This is a genomic window from Streptomyces sp. STAM6 (genome assembly GCF_054963715.1).
Genome location: NZ_JBUEFZ010000002.1, coordinates 175,274 through 191,692, shown reverse-complemented (window position 1 = coordinate 191,692; position 16,419 = coordinate 175,274). Strand labels below are relative to the sequence as shown.

Sequence of the window (16,419 nt, the reverse complement as noted above, 5' to 3'; positions counted from 1 at the left end):
CGCATGCTTTCCGTCCTTCGGGGCAGGGCTCCCGGTCGCCGGTCACCACCGGCGAAGAACGAACCGGGAACGGAAGGCAAAACGCGACGTGTCGGACCAACAGACCATCCACGTGGCCGGAGAGTGGCGCAGCGCCGCCTCCGGCGCCACGCGAGAGATCCTCGACCCGGCCGACGCCACGACCCTCGCGGTCGTGGCGGAGGGCGGGGCCGAGGACACCGACGCCGCGATCGCCGCCGCCCGCACGGCCTTCGACGAGGGCGCCTGGCCGCGCACCCCCGTCGCCGAGCGGGCCGCGCTGCTGCGCCGCGTCGCCGATCTGCTCCAGCGCGACCGCGAGGAGATCGGCCTGCTGGAGAGCAGGGATGCCGGAAAAACCCTCGAAGAGGGGCGCGTCGACGTCGACTGCGTCACCGACGCCTTCCGTTACTTCGCCGACCTCGTGATGAACGAGAGCGGAGGCCGGGTCGTCGACGCGGGCTCACCCGACGTCCACAGCGTGGTCGTCCACGAGCCCGTCGGCGTCTGCGCGCTGATCACGCCGTGGAACTACCCGCTGCTCCAGGCGAGTTGGAAGATCGCTCCGGCGCTCGCCGCGGGCAACACCTTCGTGCTGAAGCCGAGCGAGATCACCCCGCTGAGCACCGTCCGCCTCATCGGGCTGCTGGCGGAGGCCGGTCTCCCGGCCGGTGTCGCCAATCTCGTCACCGGCCCGGGCGACCCCGTCGGCGCCCGGATGTCCGAACACCCGGACGTCGACCTCGTGTCCTTCACGGGTGGCCTGGCCAGCGGCACGAAGGTGATGCGCGCCGCCGCCGACACCGTCAAGAAGGTCGCCCTCGAACTGGGCGGCAAGAACCCCAACGTCGTCTTCGCCGACGCCTGTGCCACCGACGAGGGCTTCGACACCGCCGTCGACCAGGCGCTGAACGCCGCCTTCATCCACAGCGGCCAGGTCTGCTCGGCCGGCTCCCGCCTCATCGTCGAGGAGTCGCTGCGCGAGCGGTTCGTCGCCGAACTCGCCCGCCGGGCGGAGCGGATCCGCATCGGCCGCGGCACCGACGACGGAATCGAGTGCGGCCCCCTCGTCTCGGCACAGCAGCTCGCCCGGACCGAGGAGTACGTGGCCTCCGCCCTCGCGGAGGGCGCGGTGCTGCGCGCAGGCGGCGAACGCCCCGACGGCCCGGGCTACTTCTACCGGCCGACCGTCCTCGACCGCTGCCACCGCGGGATGCGGGTCGTGCGCGAAGAGGTCTTCGGTCCGGTCCTGACGGTGGAGACCTTCCGCACCGAGGACGAGGCCGTGGCCCTCGCCAACGACACCGAGTACGGCCTCGCAGGAGGCGTCTGGTCGGCCGACCCGGGCCGGGCCCGGCGCGTCGCCGGCCGGCTGCGCCACGGCACCGTCTGGATCAACGACTTCCACCCCTACCTCCCGCAGGCGGAGTGGGGCGGCTTCGGCAAGAGCGGCATCGGCCGTGAACTGGGCCCGTCCGGGCTCGCCGAGTACCGCGAGACCAAGCACGTCTACCAGAACCTCGCCCCGCGCCCCGTGCGCTGGTTCGCGGGCTGAGCAGGGAAACGAACGCACCATGAACGAGCACACCACCTTTGACTACGTCATCGTCGGAGGCGGAACCGCCGGTTCCGTTCTGGCGCATCGCCTCACCTCCGACCCGGACGTCACCGTCGCCGTCATCGAGGGCGGGCCGAGCGACGTCGACCGTCCCGACGTGCTGACCCTGCGCCGCTGGATGGGCCTCCTCGGCGGCGACCTCGACTACGACTACCCCACCACCGAGCAGCCACGCGGCAACTCCCACATCCGGCACAGCCGCGCCCGGGTACTCGGCGGCTGCTCCTCGCACAACACCCTCATCTCCTTCAAGCCGCTGCCGTCCGACTGGGACGAGTGGGAGGAGGCGGGCGCCGAGGGCTGGAACGCGGCCGCCATGGACCCGTACTTCGGCAAGCTGCTCAACAACATCGTCCCGGTCGACGAGAAGGACCGGAACGCCATCGCCCGCGACTTCGTCGACGCCGCACAGGCCGCGCTCGGCGTGCCGCGCGTCGAGGGGTTCAACAGCAAGCCGTTCCACGAGGGCGTCGGCTTCTTCGACCTCGCCTACCACCCCGAGGACAACAAGCGCTCGTCCGCGTCGGTGGCGTACCTCCACCCCGTCATGGACCGGCGCCCCAACCTCCACCTGATGCTGGAGACCTGGGCCTACCGGCTGGAGCTGGAGGGCACCCGCGCCACCGGTGTCCACGTCCGCACCAAGGACGGCGACGAGCGGCTCGTCACCGCACGGCGCGAAGTACTCGTCTGCGCCGGCGCCGTGGACACCCCGCGGCTGCTGCTGCACTCGGGCATCGGGCCCAGGGCGGACCTGGAGAAGCTGGGCATCCCCGTCGTCCACGACCTGCCGGGCGTCGGCGAGAACCTGCTCGACCACCCGGAGTCGGTCATCGTCTGGGAGACCCACGGGCCGATCCCCGAGAACTCCGCGATGGACAGCGACGCCGGACTCTTCGTGCGCCGCGACCCCGAGGAGCGGGGCCCGGACCTGATGTTCCACTTCTACCAGGTCCCGTTCACCGACAACCCCGAGCGCCTCGGCTACCAGCGCCCCGCGCACGGCGTGTCGATGACGCCGAACATACCCAAGCCGCGCAGCCGCGGCCGCCTCTACCTGACCAGCGCCGACCCCGAGGTCAAGCCCGCCCTCGACTTCCGGTACTTCACCGACGAGGACGACTACGACGGCCGCACGCTCGTCGACGGCATCCGCATCGCCCGCGAGATCGCCAAGGCCGAACCCCTGGCGGGCTGGCTCAAGCGCGAGGTCTGCCCCGGCCCCGAGATCACCGGCGACGACGAACTCGGCGAGTACGCCCGCAAGGTCGCCCACACCGTCTACCACCCGGCCGGCACCTGCCGCATGGGCGCGGTCGACGACGAACAGGCCGTGGTCGGCCCCGACCTGAGGATCCGTGGCCTGGACGGCATCCGGATCGCCGACGCGTCCGTGTTCCCCACCATGCCCGCCGTCAACCCGATGATCGGCGTGCTGATGGTCGGGGAGAAAGCCGCCGATCTGCTGCGAGGTGACAACCGATGAGCAATCCCGTCAGTACCCCCGCCCATCCTTCCGCCCCCACCCCCGCCCCCGTCTTCTCCGTCGACGGCCTGTGGAAGGTCTTCGGACCGAAGGCCGACCGCGTCCCCGGCACGGACCTCGCGGAACTGCCCGCGGCCGAACTGCGCGAGCGCACCGGCTGCACCGCCGCCGTCCGTGACGTCTCCTTCGACGTCCGCAAGGGCGAGGTCTTCGTCGTCATGGGCCTGTCCGGCTCCGGCAAGTCCACCCTCGTGCGCTGCCTGACCCGGCTCATCGAACCGACCTCCGGCACCGTCGCCATCGACGGCGAGGACGTGCTGTCCATGGACAAGGCACGGCTGCGTGAACTGAGACGGCACCGCGCCGCCATGGTGTTCCAGCACTTCGGCCTGCTGCCGCACCGCACGGTCGTCGACAACGTCGCCTACGGCCTGGAGATCCAGGGCGTCGGCCGCGCCGAACGGCGCGCCAAGGCCGCCGAGCTCGTCGCCAAGGTCGGCCTCGACGGCATGGAGGACCGCAGGCCCGGCCAGCTCTCCGGCGGCCAGCAGCAGCGCGTGGGGCTCGCCCGGGCGCTCGCCGTCGACCCCGAGGTGCTCCTGTTCGACGAGCCGTTCAGCGCCCTCGACCCGCTGATCCGCCGCGACATGCAGGAGGAGGTCGTCCGGCTCCACCGCGAGGAGGGCCGCACGATGATCTTCATCACCCACGACCTGAGCGAGGCACTGCGCCTCGGCGACCGCATCGCCCTGATGCGCGACGGCCGGATCGTCCAGCTCGGCACGCCCGAGGAGATCGTCGGCTCGCCCGCCGACGACTACGTACGCGACTTCGTCCGCGACGTGCCGCGCGAGCAGGTCATGACGGTCCGCAGCGCCATGCGGCCGCCCGGCGACGCCGGCACCGCCGGCCCCGCCGTCGCCCCCGACGCCACCGTCGCCGAGGCCATCGAGGCCGTCGCCCGCAGCGGCGGCCCGGCCCGGGTCGTCGAGGACGGCCGCTGCGTGGGCGTCGTCGACCACAAGGACCTGCTGTCGGTCGTGGCGGGCGTCCCCGTCGGGAAGGCGGCGGCATGACCGCGGCTGTCACCGCCGCGGTGACCCCCCGCCTGCCCACCGCCCTCCGCCGGTTCTGGCCGCTGGCCGCGGCGCTCGTCCTGCTGCCCGTCGGCGTCCTCGTCGCCGGCACCGGCAACTGGCCCGCCGCGCTCACCGTCGACCTGTCCGGCCCGCTCGGCTCCGCCAGCGACTGGATCATCGACAACCGCGACAGCCACCCGCTGTTTCTGTACTTCTTCGGCCACGTCAGCAACGCCGTCGTGCTGGCCGTGCGCGCCGTCTACCTGCTGCTGCTCGCCGCCGGCTGGGCCGGGGTCACGGCCGCGGCCGGCCTGATCGCCTGGCGCCTCGCCGGTGTCCGGCTCGCCGTCACCGCCGTCGCCGCCTTCGCCGTGTGCGGACTGCTCGGCATGTGGGTGCCCACCATGCAGACGCTCGCCCTCATGGTCGTCGCGGTCGCCGCCTCCGTCGCGCTCGGCGCGCTGCTGGGCCTCGCGGCCGGCCTGTCCGACCGCACCTTCCGGGCGCTGCGCCCCGTCCTCGACACCATGCAGGTGCTGCCCGCCTTCGCGTACCTGCTGCCCGTGGTGCTGGTCTTCGGCATCGGCGTGCCCGCCGCCGTCCTCGCCACCGTCGTCTACGCCGCCCCGCCCATGGCGCGGCTCACCGCCCTGGGACTGCGCGGCGCCGACCCCGGTGTCCTGGAGGCCGCCGCCTCGCTCGGCGCGACCGGCAAGCAGCGGCTGCTCACCGCCCGCCTCCCGCTGGCCCGCAAGGAACTCCTCCTCGGCGTCAACCAGTCGATCATGATGGCCCTGTCCATGGCCGTCATCGCGTCCGTCATCGGCGCCGGCGGCCTCGGCGACCGTGTCTACCAGGCGCTCGCCTCCGTCGACGTGGGCGCCGCGCTCGCCGCCGGCATCCCGATCGTGCTGCTCGCGGTCGTGCTCGACCGCACCGCGACCGGTACCCGTCCCGCCCCCGGCCACAGCCCGGTCCTCACCGCCGTGGCGGTCCTCGGAGTCCTGGCCGCCGCCGTGGCCGGCCGCCTGGCCGGCCGGCTCACCTGGCCCGACGCCTGGCACGTCGACATCGCCGAGCCCGTCAACCGCGCCGTCGACTGGATGACCGCACACCTCTACTCCGGCGTGCCCGTCGTCGGCGGCACCGCAGACTGGGCGGCCCGCTTCACCGGCTGGGTCCTCGACCCCCTCCGCAGCGGACTGCAGGCCCTGCCCTGGTGGACGGTGCTGCTGCTGGTCGGAGCGCTCGCGCTGCTCATCGGCACCTGGCGCACCGCGCTGACGGCCGTCCTCGCCATGGCCGCCATCGGCGTCCTGGGCGTGTGGGACGCCTCCCTCGACACCCTGTCGCAGGTGCTGGCCGCCGTCGCGGTCACGCTGGTCCTGGGCTTCGGCGTCGCGGTCGCCGCGGCCCGCAGCGCACGCGTCGAACGGTGCCTGCGCCCCGTACTCGACGTCTTCCAGACCATGCCCCAGTTCGTCTACCTGATCCCGGTCGTCGCGCTGTTCGGCGTGGGCCGCGCGCCGGCCGTCGCGGCCGCCGTCGTGTACGCGCTGCCCGCCGTCGTCCGCATCACCACGCAGGGGCTGCGGGGCGTCGACCCCGTCGCCATGGAGTCCGCGCGCTCGCTCGGCGCGACCGGCTGGCAGCAACTGCGCCAGGTCCAGCTGCCGCTCGCCCGGCCGGCGCTGCTGCTGGCCGTGAACCAGGGCGTCGTCCTGGTCCTCGCCGTCGTCATCATCGGCGGCCTCGTCGGCGGTGGCGCGCTCGGCTACGACGTGGTGTTCGGCCTCGCCCAGGGCGACCTGGCGACCGGCCTCGTCGCGGGTGCCGCGATCGTCTGCCTGGGCCTGATGCTCGACCGCGTGACGCAGCCGACCCGGAAGGAGGCCTGACATGCGTACCACCCGCATCACCGTTTCCGCCGCGGCCGTGGCCCTGCTGGCGCTCCCGCTGGCCGGCTGCGGCGCGGCCGACATGACCAAGCAGGCTTCCCCGTACGCCGCCGCCGAGGGCGCGAAGACCGTCACGCTGTCCGTGCAGTCGTGGGTGGGCGCCCAGGCGAACGTCGCCGTCGCGAAGTACCTGCTCGAACACGAGCTGGGCTACCGCGTCGACACCGTCCAGGTCGACGAGGTCCCCGCGTGGGACGCGCTCAGCCAGGGCCGCGTGGACGCCATCCTGGAGGACTGGGGCCATCCGGACCAGGAGAAGCGGTACGTCGACGACAAGAAGACGATCGCCCGCGGCGGCGACCTCGGCGTGACCGGCCACATCGGCTGGTTCGTGCCGAAGTACTTCGCCGACGCCCACCCGGACGTCACCGACTGGAAGAACCTCAACAAGTACGCCGACCGGCTGCGCACGGCCGAGAGCGGCGGCAAGGGCCAGCTGCTCGACGGATCACCGTCGTACATCACCAACGACAAGGCGCTGGTGAAGAACCTGGACCTGGACTACCAGGTCGTCTTCGCGGGCTCCGAGGCCGCGCAGATCACCCAGATCAAGCAGTTCGCCAAGGAGAAGAAGCCGTTCCTCACCTACTGGTACAAGCCGCAGTGGCTGTTCCGGAAGGTGCCCATGACGGAGGTGAAGCTCCCCGCGTACAAGGAGGGCTGCGACGCCGACCCGAAGAAGGTGGCGTGCGCCTATCCGCACACCCCGCTGCAGAAGTTCCTGAACGCGGACTTCTCGGAGAAGGGCGGGCAGGCGGCCGCGTTCCTGAAGAACTTCTCCTGGACGACGGAGGCGCAGAACGACGTCGCGCTGATGATCGCCGAGGAGAAGCTGTCGCCGGAGGCCGCCGCCGAGAAGTGGGTGAAGGAGAACGAGCGCACGTGGCGCGCGTGGCTGCCGGAATGACCCGCGCCCGCGTCCGCGGATGACGTCCGCCGTGCCCGGGCAGTCTCAGGACTGCCCGGGCCGGTGCGTCTGCAGGGGCGGATGTGCCGGGTGGGCCCGGTCAAGGACGGTCAGGGCAGGTCAAGAGGCGTCACTTGCGGTCGTCGCGTTGTGCGGCCCCGTCCGTGCCCCGAGGCTGGGCGCGAGCCGTGCCGCACAGAACCCCGGAGGCTGCCATGAACCGTGCCCGACGGGGCCTTGCGCCGGTGCTGTTGATCGGCGCGTTCCTCGCCCTTTCCGCCTGCGAGTCCGGCGCCACGTCCGTGACGGGCACCGCTTCCCGGGACGGAGGGGGCGACTGGGACGACGCGGGCGGCTCCGCCGTCCCGGCCGCGCTGGTCGGCAGCTGGAGTGGCGGTTCGAGCGACGGCTTCCAGTCCTCCGTGTACCGCTTCTTCGCCGACGGCACCTTCAGGCACGACATCATGGGCGCGACCGTCACGGGACGCTTCGTCGTGCACGGCAGCCGGATCACGGCCTACACGGACGGCGGCGCGGCGCCGTTGGCGTACGAGTGGGCGATCGACCGGAACGGCATTCTCTACCTGAACGGCGAGTCGTACGTCCGCTACGGCTGAGCCGTGGCGGACCATGCGCCCGTCCGGGGCGGCGAGACCGCCGAAGGAAGGTATCCACACGGGGCGTTGACGGCCGCCCGCCGCGAACGTCGCGGCCGAGGGACCCGCCCGTGTGCGGTGCCGGGAACACCTCCGCCGCGGGGGGCTATGCGAACTGTCCCGGCGTGTAGTGGCCCGGCGTCCTGCGGGTGGAGACCCCGAACCGGTTCCACGCGTTGATGACGGTGATCGAGGCGATCAGCTGGGCCAGTTCCGTCTCGTCGAAATGGGCGGCCGCCCGCTCGTAGACCTCGTCCGGGACGAAACCGTCCGTCAGAACCGTGACGGCATCGGTGAGTTCGAGCGCGGCCAGCTCCTTCTCCGTGTAGAAGTGCCGCGACTCCTCCCAGGCGCTGAGCTGGATGATCCGGTCGACCGACTCGCCCGCCGCCAGCGCGTCCTTGCTGTGCATGTCCAGGCACATCGCGCAGCGGTTGAGCTGCGACGCGCGGATCTTGACGAGCTCCAGGAGGACCGGGTCGAGGCCCTGCCGCGCGGCCGCGTCCAGCCGCACCATGGCCTTGTAGACCTCGGGCGCCGCCGTGGCCCAGTCGAGGCGGGGTGTCTGCTCGGGGGCGTGGTTCGTCGTGTGCGTGTGCGTCGTCATGGCGACGACCGTACGGGCGTTGTGGCGCAGAGGTATGGTCCATTTCCATGACGGATTCCTGGGCCACTTTCGGTGCCGACCTGCACCTGGAGCTGCGCGGACCGGGGCTGCGGGCCGGGCTGATGGACGCCCTGCGGGAGGCCGTGCGCACGGGGCGGCTCGCCCCCGGCGCCCGGCTGCCGTCCTCCCGCTCGCTCGCCGCCGACCTGGGCATCGCCCGCAACACGGTCGCCGACGCCTACGCCGAACTGGTCGCCGAGGGCTGGCTCACCGCCCGTCAGGGATCGGGCACCCGGGTCGCCGGGCGGACCACCCCCCGCAGAGCGCCTCAGCCCGGTGCCGGTGCAGGTGCCGGCGCGGCCGCGGGCTCTCGGCCCGGCGCGGGCACGCACCCCGGCGCGGGCACCGGCGGCCGGACCGGCCCCCCGGCGGCCGCAGCGGCGCGGCGGGTGTCCCCGCCGCGCGGCCGGCCCACCCACACCCTGCACCCCGGCACACCGGACCTGGGCTCCTTCCCGCGCGCCGAGTGGCTCAAGGCGGCCCGGCGAGCCCTGACGGCCGCCCCGCACGAGGCCTTCGGCTACGGCGATCCGCGCGGGCGCGTCGAACTGCGCACCGTGCTGGCCGAGTACCTCGCCCGGGCCCGCGGCGTGTACGCCGGCCCCGAACGGATCGTCATCTGCTCCGGATTCGTCCACGGACTGATGCTGATGGGGAAGGTGCTGCGCGAGCGGGGCGTGCGGGAGGCCGCCGTCGAGTCGTACGGGCTCGACGTCCACTGGAACCTCCTCACCGAGGCGGGACTGCGCACCCCCGCCCTGCCCCTCGACGAACTCGGCACCCGCACGGACGGCCTGGGCCGGGCGGGCGCGGTACTGATCACCCCCGCCCACCAGTTCCCGCTCGGCGGTGCCCTCCGCCCGGACCGGCGCGCGACAGCCGTCGACTGGGCGCGCCGGACCGGCGGGCTGGTCCTGGAGGACGACTACGACGGCGAGTTCCGCTACGACCGCCAGCCCGTCGGCGCGCTCCAGGGCCTCGACCCCGAGCGCGTGGTCTACCTCGGTACGGCGAGCAAGTCGCTCACCCCCGGGCTTCGGCTGGCCTGGATGGTGCTGCCGCGGGACCTGGTGGGCGAGGTGCTCGCGGCCAAGGGCGACGTCGACTGGGTGTGCAGCGCGCTGGACCAGCTCACGCTCGCCGAGTTCATCTCCTCGGGGGCGTACGACCGGCACGTACGGAACATGCGGCTGCGCTACCGCAGACGGCGCGACCAGCTCGTGGCGGCGCTCGCCGAACGCGCCCCGGACATCCGGGTCAGCGGCATCGCGGCCGGCCTCCACGCCGTGCTGGAACTCCCGCCCGGCACCGAGGAGTCCGTCGTGCGGGCGGCCGCGTGGCAGGGCCTGGCCCTCCAGGGCCTCGACCGCTTCCGCCACCCGTCCGTGCCGCGTGGCCGCGACGGCCTCGTCGTCGGCTACGCGACCCCGACGGACAGCGCATGGGCGGGAGCCCTGGACGCGCTGTGCCGGGCCCTGCCGTGAGCGCACCCGGGCCTCACGTCCCCTCCGGCACCGCCACCGGCTCGGGAAGCTCCCCGAGGCGGGCCGGCGCCGGGCGCGCCCACGCCGGCCACCGCGAAGCCCGCGACCACCGGCCGGGCCGCCCGATCCCAGGCCCGGCGCCGGCGCCCGGGCCGGTCGGGCAGCCGGCCCGCGACCGCTCCGAGCGCCAGGACCGCGACCACCGGGCTGGCCCTCACCCGGCGCGGCGCACGCCGAGCCCCGAGCCGGTTCCCGGGGGCGCGGCGCGGGCACCCATGGCCTGCGGAACGGACGCCGTGTCGCAGCAGACCGCGGAACCGAGTGCGCACACCATCCCAAAAAACACAAAGCGACTTTGGTTCGAGAGTGAACGAGGACCGGGCTTACCAGCGCGGCGCACCGACCTCTAGTGTGTGCGGCGTTCATGTTCGTACGGCACATGACAGGCTCATCGGCAAGGAGGACGGCGCATGCGCAGGCTGAGGTCGAGCACGGTGGTGCTCGGCGGGATGGGGGTGCTCGCGGCGACGATCACGTCCTGCGGCTCCGAGCCGGACAAGCGCTGCGTCGACCCGATCACGCGCGAGAAGCTGCCCAGCTACGAGTGCGGCAGCGGCGGCAGTGGCACCGCCCGCGGCTCGTACTACTACGGCGGCAGCGTGAGCGACGGCAAGGTGTCCGGCGGCAGCTTCGACAAGTCGGCGGTCGAGCGGGGCGGCTTCGGCTGCTCGGGCTCCGGCGGCGGCTGAGCGGCACCCGGGTCCGACATGAAGCGCCACACGATCGAACCGCGCCCCGGCTGGCAGGAGACCGTCGAGGAGCAGGGGCTCATCTACCCCCTCACGCGCTATCCCGACGGCTCGCTGCGGCCGTACTGGGACGAGAGCGCCTACTACACCTTCTCGCTGCCCGAGGTCGAGGCGCTGGAGGAGGTCGTCGAGGAGCTGCACGCCATGTGCCTGGCGGCGGCCGCGCACATCGTCGACCGGGACCGGTTCGCCGACCTCGGCATCACCGACGCCCGGCTGGCCGGGCGGATCGCCGAGTCGTGGCGCCGGCGCGCCGAACTCCCCTCCGTCTACGGCCGGTTCGACCTGCGCTACGACGGCACGGGCCCGGCCAGGATGCTGGAGTACAACGCCGACACCCCCACGTCGCTGGTGGAGGCCGCCAGCCCCCAGTGGTTCTGGATGGAGGAGCGGTTCCCCGGCGCCGACCAGTGGAACTCCCTCCACGAGCGGCTCGTCGCCGCCTGGAAGCGGCAGGCGCCGCTGCTGCCGCCCGGGCCCGTGCACTTCGTCCACTCCGACGGGGACGAGCTCGGCGAGGACCTGATGACGGTCGCGTACCTGCGCGAGACCGCCGAGCAGGCCGGTCTGGAGACCGAGGCCCTCTCCGTCGAGCAGATCGGCTTCGACCGGCTGTCGGGCCGGTTCGTCGACGACCGGCTCCGGTTCATCCGCAGCTGCTTCAAGCTGTACCCCTGGGAGTGGCTCACCACCGACCGGTTCGGGCCGCACGTCCTCGACACCCTCGACAACGGCGGCGGCACGGGCAGCACCTGCTGGATCGAGCCGGCGTGGAAGATGCTGCTCTCCAACAAGGCGCTGCTCGCGGTGTTGTGGGAGCTGTACCCGGGCCATCCGAACCTGCTGCCCGCCTACCTCGACGGGCCGCGCGAACTCGCCGACGGCCCCGGCTACGTCGCCAAGCCCCTGCTCGGGCGGGAAGGCGCCGGGGTCACGATTCACGAGCCGGGCGCCGCGCCCGTGCTGCGCGACGAGCCGTGCTGCTACCAGGAGCTGGCGCCGCTGCCCGACTTCGACGGCAACCGCGTCGTCCTCGGCGCGTGGGTCGTCGAGGACGAGTCCGCGGGCCTCGGCATCCGGGAGTCGGCCGGCCTCGTCACCGACGAGTACGCCCGCTTCCTGCCGCACGTCATCCTCTGACGCCACCCCCGGCGCGGGACGTGCCCCGGCGGCGCCTCACGCGGGCACCCCCAGCACGTCCCGCAGCTGCGCCAGGCCCCAGTCCAGGTCCTCCTCGCTGATCACCAGCGGCGGGGCGATCCGGATCGTCGAGCCGTGCGTGTCCTTCACCAGCACCCCGCGGTCCATCAGCTTCTCCGAGATCAGCCGGCCCGTGCCGAGCGCCGGGTCGACGTCCACCCCCGCCCACAGCCCGCGGCCGCGCACCGCCACCACCGGGCCGCCCACCAGCTCACCCAGCTGCCGGTGCAGCCGCTCGCCGAGCTCCGCCGCCCGCCGCTGGTACTCGCCCGTCCGCAGCAGCGCGAGCACCTCCAGCGCCACCGCGCAGGCCAGCGGGTTCCCGCCGAACGTCGAACCGTGCTCACCCGGCCGGTGCACCCCCAGCACCGCCTCGCTCGACACCACCGCCGACACCGGCACGATGCCGCCGCCCAGCGCCTTGCCCAGCACGTACATGTCCGGCACCACACCCTCGTGCTCGCACGCGAACGTCCGCCCCGTACGGCCCAGGCCCGACTGCACCTCGTCCGCGACGAACAGCACGTCCCGGGCGCGCGTCAGCTCACGCACCGCCGGCAGATAGCCGGGCGGCGGCACCAGCACCCCCGCCTCGCCCTGGACCGGCTCCAGCAGCACCGCCACCGCGTTGTCGGTCAGCGCCGCCTCCATCGCCGCCAGGTCCCCGTACGGCACGATCTCGAAGCCCGGCGTGTACGGGCCGTGGTCCGCGCGGGCCTCCGGGTCCGTCGAGAAGCTGATGACGGTCGTCGTCCGGCCGTGGAAGTTGCCCGCCGCGACCACGATCTTCGCCATCCCGTCCGGGACGCCCTTCACCCGGTAGCCCCACTTGCGGACGGTCTTCACCGCCGTCTCCACCGCCTCCGCCCCGGTGTTCATCGGCAGCACCATCTCCATGCCGCAGAACTCCGCCAGCTGCGCGCAGAACTCCGCGAACCGGTCGTGGTAGAACGCCCGGGACGTCAGCGTCACCCGTTCCAGCTGCGCCTTCGCGGCCTCGATGAGCCGGCGGTTGCCGTGCCCGAAGTTGAGCGCCGAATAGCCGGCCAGCAGATCGAGGTAGCGGCGCCCCTCGACATCCGTCATCCACGCGCCTTCCGCCGACGCGACGACCACGGGCAGCGGGTGGTAGTTGTGCGCGCTGTGCGCCTCCGCGGCAGCGATCGCGTCTTCCGTTCTCGACACGGGATCTCCGTTCGTCCGGTGCGGGCAGAGGTCCCCCCTATGGTCGCTCGGGATGCGGACAGGGAAACCGGGGCGCGGCGGGGCCATTAGGGTGGGCTCCACGCACGGCGACTGGCGCGCGGGGAACCGACCCCGGGGAAGCCGTGCGCGGCAGACCCCACGAGGTGCCGCCCGCCTGGGCACCCCGGAATCGGGTGCTGTCCGCCTCCGCCCCGCGCCTTCGTGCGGGGCCGCCGGAGTTCGCACCCGGGACCACGACCGAACGGATCGCCCCGGAGGACGCCATGACCGGCCTTCCCGCCCACCACCCCGCCCTGAGCGCCGCCGACCCCGAACTGGCCGCGCTCGTCGCCGCAGAGGAGCGGCTCCAGGCCGACACCCTGCGCCTGATCCCCAGCGAGAACTACGTCTCGCACGCCGTGCTGGAAGCCTCCGGCACGGTCCTGCAGAACAAGTACAGCGAGGGCTACGCCGGCCGCCGCTACTACGAGGGCCAGCAGAACATCGACCAGGTCGAGCAGCTCGCCGTCGCGCGCGCCAAGGCCCTGTTCGGCGTCGACCACGCCAATGTCCAGCCCTACTCCGGCTCTCCGGCGAACCTCGCCGTCTACCTCGCCTTCGCCGACCCCGGCGACACCGTCATGGGCATGGCCCTGCCCATGGGGGGCCACCTCACCCACGGCTGGGGCGTGTCCGCGACCGGCAAGTGGTTCCGCGGCGTCCAGTACGGCGTACGCCAGGACACCGGCCTGATCGACTTCGACGAGGTGCGCGACCTCGCCCTCAAGGAGCGCCCCAAGGTCATCTTCTGCGGGGGCACCGCCCTGCCCCGCACCATCGACTTCGCCGCCTTCGCGGAGATCGCTCGCGAGGCGGGCGCCGTGCTCGTCGCCGACGTCGCCCACATCGCCGGCCTGATCGCGGGCGGCGCCCACCCGTCGCCCGTGCCGCACGCCGACGTCGTCTCCACCACCACGCACAAGACGCTGCGCGGGCCGCGCGGCGCGATGCTGATGTGCCGTGAGGAGCACGCCAAGGCCATCGACAAGGCCGTCTTCCCCGGCCTGCAGGGAGGCCCGCACAACCAGACCACCGCGGGCATCGCGGTCGCCCTCCGCGAGGCGTCCGGGCCGGCCTTCCGCGACTACGCCGCGAACGTCGTCGCCAACGCCAAGGCGCTCGCCGACGAGTTGCTCACCCGCGGCTTCGACCTGGTCTCCGGCGGCACGGACAACCACCTGATCCTCATGGACCTCACGCCGAAGGACGTCCCCGGCAAGGTCGCCGCGAAGGCCCTCGACCGGGCCGGCATCGTCGTGAACTACAACACGGTGCCCTACGACCCGAGGAAGCCGTTCGACCCGTCCGGCATCCGCATCGGCACGCCGTCGCTGACCTCGCGCGGGCTGGGAACGCAGCACATGGCGGCGGTCGCGGACTGGATCGACCGTGGCGTCACCGCGGCGCGCACGGGCGACGAGGACGCCCTCGCGGGCATCCGCGCGGAGGTCGCCGCGCTGATGGCCGAGCACCCGGCGCCGGGCCTGCCGGCCTGACCCGGCCGCCCGGGCCCCGCCGGTTCCGGCCGGGGTGGGCGGCCCTCCCGCCGCCCAGGTGCGGACTGGCTGCCCCCGCGTGCCTTCCCTCGCGAGCACGGGCGGCGGGGCCCCTCCGGCCCGGACTCCTCGGGGCCGGCCGGTGAGCGTCCCTGTCCAGGGCGTGACCCGCCGCCGGCCCCTGCGGGGGCGACCCCGCACGCCCCACCTCACCTCACGTCGGCTCCGCGAGCCGGGGGACGGCGCGCCCTTCCGGCGGAAGGCCGGTGCCCCGGCCGGAGGCTCCGGGGACTGCCCACCGTCCCCGGAGCCTCCGGCTGTCCGGGCCGGGGGTTCGCCGGGGCGCTTGGACCTGGCCCGGGCCTCCCCTCGTCGTCGGTCCGGCAGAGCGTGCCGCGCCCCGTGGGCCGGCGCCCCGCCGCCGTACGGCCGAAGGCACTGTGTTCCTCGTCTCATTCATGACGATCCGCGGCCGCCACGGGCGGAATCCGGTGCCCGGCCGGAACCGCCCCGGTGAGCGGTACGTCCTGGAGGAGGCACGCCGCACGACGTCCTCGGGGTCCGTACCTGCTCCGAAGGCCACGGCCGTCCGCGGGGCGACCGGCGTGAGGCCGCGGACCGGGTTCCCGTGTCCTCACCCGCCTCGTACACCCATGGGTGCCGATCCGTTTCCGAGCGGTCTCCGGCACCTGAGAGAATGATGGGCATGGCCTCTGATAGCCCGCCCGTCGCCCACCACCACCCTCAGGGGAATGGCTCCGCCATGCAGCGTCCACGTCGTGTGCTCTCCGGAATCCAGCCGACCGCAGGCTCGTTCCACCTCGGCAACTACCTCGGTGCGGTCCGTCAGTGGGTCGCGCTGCAGGAGTCGCACGATGCCTTCTACATGGTGGTCGACCTGCACGCGATCACCGTGCCGCAGGACCCGGCGGAGCTGCGCGCGAACACCCGGCTCGCGGCCGCGCAGCTGCTGGCCGCGGGACTCGACCCCGAGCGCTGCACGCTCTTCGTCCAGAGCCACGTGCCGGAGCACGCCCAGCTGGGCTGGGTGATGAACTGTCTGACCGGCTTCGGCGAGGCCTCCCGGATGACGCAGTTCAAGGACAAGTCGGCCAAGCAGGGTGCCGACCGCGCCACGGTCGGTCTGTTCACCTACCCGATCCTCCAGGTCGCGGACATCCTGCTGTACCAGGCGCACGAGGTCCCGGTCGGCGAGGACCAGCGCCAGCACATCGAGCTCACCAGGGACCTGGCCGAGCGGTTCAACACCCGCTTCGGTGAGACGTTCACGGTCCCGGCGCCGTACATCCTGAAGGAGACGGCGAAGATCTACGACCTGCAGGACCCGTCGATCAAGATGAGCAAGTCGGCCTCCACACCGAAGGGGCTGATCAATCTGCTCGACGAGCCGAAGACCACCGCCAAGAAGGTCAAGAGCGCGGTCACGGACACCGACACCGTGATCCGTTTCGACCCGGAGAACAAGCCGGGCGTCAGCAATCTGCTGACGATCATGTCCACCCTGACCGGGACCACCGTCGCGGAGCTGGAGGTGGCCTACGAGGGCAAGATGTACGGCGCCCTGAAGACGGACCTGGCCGAGGTGATGGTGGACTTCGTCACCCCGTTCCGGACCCGTACGCAGGAATACCTGGACGACCCCGAGACGCTGGACTCCATCCTGGCCAAGGGCGCGGAGAAGGCACGGACGGTCGCCGGGGAGACGCTGGCACGGACGTACGAGAAGGTGGGCTTCCTGCCCGCCAAGCACTGAGCCGGAAGAGTCTGGCCATGGA

The 16,419-nt window shown here is 72.9% G+C and carries 13 protein-coding genes and 1 riboswitch; of the genes, 11 read left to right on the top strand and 2 right to left on the bottom strand.

Features of this window, described 5'->3' with window-relative positions; all coding sequences use genetic code 11:
- Positions 1 to 88 precede the first annotated feature (88 nt).
- The 6 genes from ACY34K_RS03345 to ACY34K_RS03320 all read left to right on the top strand — a co-directional run bounded on the left by ACY34K_RS03345 (position 89) and on the right by ACY34K_RS03320 (position 7,683).
- Positions 89 to 1,573, top strand: coding sequence for an aldehyde dehydrogenase family protein (locus ACY34K_RS03345; RefSeq protein WP_462743287.1), 1,485 nt, complete (start codon positions 89 to 91; stop codon positions 1,571 to 1,573).
- A gap of 19 nt (positions 1,574 to 1,592) precedes the next feature.
- Positions 1,593 to 3,122 carry a GMC family oxidoreductase gene (locus ACY34K_RS03340; RefSeq protein WP_462743285.1) on the top strand — a complete coding sequence of 510 codons (1,530 nt, stop codon included), beginning with the start codon at positions 1,593 to 1,595 and terminating at the stop codon, positions 3,120 to 3,122.
- A complete protein-coding gene (locus tag ACY34K_RS03335) occupies positions 3,119 to 4,198 on the top strand; it encodes a quaternary amine ABC transporter ATP-binding protein (RefSeq protein WP_462743282.1) in 1,080 nt (359 codons plus the stop codon). Before ACY34K_RS03340 ends, ACY34K_RS03335 begins: the two co-directional genes overlap by 4 nt.
- Complete coding sequence (locus ACY34K_RS03330) at positions 4,195 to 6,099, top strand: ABC transporter permease subunit (RefSeq protein ID WP_462743279.1); 1,905 nt, start codon at positions 4,195 to 4,197, stop codon at positions 6,097 to 6,099. The genes ACY34K_RS03335 and ACY34K_RS03330 overlap by 4 nt, the downstream gene beginning before the upstream one ends.
- 1 nt (position 6,100) lies before the next feature.
- The gene (locus tag ACY34K_RS03325) at positions 6,101 to 7,066 is read left to right on the top strand and encodes an ABC transporter substrate-binding protein (protein WP_462743276.1); all 966 of its coding nucleotides are present in this window, start codon (positions 6,101 to 6,103) and stop codon (positions 7,064 to 7,066) included.
- 215 nt (positions 7,067 to 7,281) lie between these two features.
- Positions 7,282 to 7,683 (top strand): hypothetical protein, encoded by a 402-nt coding sequence (locus ACY34K_RS03320; RefSeq protein ID WP_462743273.1) that lies wholly within the window; start codon positions 7,282 to 7,284, stop codon positions 7,681 to 7,683.
- A 145-nt stretch (positions 7,684 to 7,828) separates the two neighbouring features.
- Here the strand turns inward: ACY34K_RS03320 and ACY34K_RS03315 are convergent, their stop codons facing one another.
- Positions 7,829 to 8,329 carry a carboxymuconolactone decarboxylase family protein gene (locus ACY34K_RS03315; protein ID WP_462743270.1) on the bottom strand — a complete coding sequence of 167 codons (501 nt, stop codon included), beginning with the start codon at positions 8,327 to 8,329 and terminating at the stop codon, positions 7,829 to 7,831.
- A gap of 47 nt (positions 8,330 to 8,376) precedes the next feature.
- Here ACY34K_RS03315 and pdxR point away from each other — a divergent pair, with 47 nt between their 5' ends.
- The 3 genes from pdxR to ACY34K_RS03300 all read left to right on the top strand — a co-directional run bounded on the left by pdxR (position 8,377) and on the right by ACY34K_RS03300 (position 11,822).
- Positions 8,377 to 9,873, top strand: coding sequence for a MocR-like pyridoxine biosynthesis transcription factor PdxR (gene pdxR, locus ACY34K_RS03310; RefSeq protein WP_462743267.1), 1,497 nt, complete (start codon positions 8,377 to 8,379; stop codon positions 9,871 to 9,873).
- Between the two features lie 470 nt (positions 9,874 to 10,343).
- Positions 10,344 to 10,622, top strand: a complete 279-nt coding sequence (locus tag ACY34K_RS03305; RefSeq protein ID WP_462743264.1) for a hypothetical protein — start codon at positions 10,344 to 10,346, stop codon at positions 10,620 to 10,622.
- A gap of 18 nt (positions 10,623 to 10,640) precedes the next feature.
- Positions 10,641 to 11,822 (top strand): glutathionylspermidine synthase family protein, encoded by a 1,182-nt coding sequence (locus tag ACY34K_RS03300; RefSeq protein ID WP_462743261.1) that lies wholly within the window; start codon positions 10,641 to 10,643, stop codon positions 11,820 to 11,822.
- Between the two features lie 36 nt (positions 11,823 to 11,858).
- Here ACY34K_RS03300 and rocD read toward each other — a convergent pair whose 3' ends face one another.
- The gene (gene rocD / locus ACY34K_RS03295) at positions 11,859 to 13,067 is read right to left on the bottom strand and encodes an ornithine--oxo-acid transaminase (RefSeq protein WP_462743258.1); all 1,209 of its coding nucleotides are present in this window, start codon (positions 13,065 to 13,067) and stop codon (positions 11,859 to 11,861) included.
- A gap of 97 nt (positions 13,068 to 13,164) precedes the next feature.
- Positions 13,165 to 13,255, top strand: a riboswitch (ZMP/ZTP riboswitch).
- 96 nt (positions 13,256 to 13,351) lie between these two features.
- On the opposite strand from rocD, the gene ACY34K_RS03290 reads away from it, so the two are divergent.
- Both ACY34K_RS03290 and trpS read left to right on the top strand, forming a co-directional pair.
- Positions 13,352 to 14,623 (top strand): serine hydroxymethyltransferase, encoded by a 1,272-nt coding sequence (locus ACY34K_RS03290; protein WP_462743255.1) that lies wholly within the window; start codon positions 13,352 to 13,354, stop codon positions 14,621 to 14,623.
- Between the two features lie 706 nt (positions 14,624 to 15,329).
- The gene (gene trpS / locus ACY34K_RS03285) at positions 15,330 to 16,397 is read left to right on the top strand and encodes a tryptophan--tRNA ligase (RefSeq protein ID WP_462743252.1); all 1,068 of its coding nucleotides are present in this window, start codon (positions 15,330 to 15,332) and stop codon (positions 16,395 to 16,397) included.
- Positions 16,398 to 16,419 lie beyond the last annotated feature (22 nt).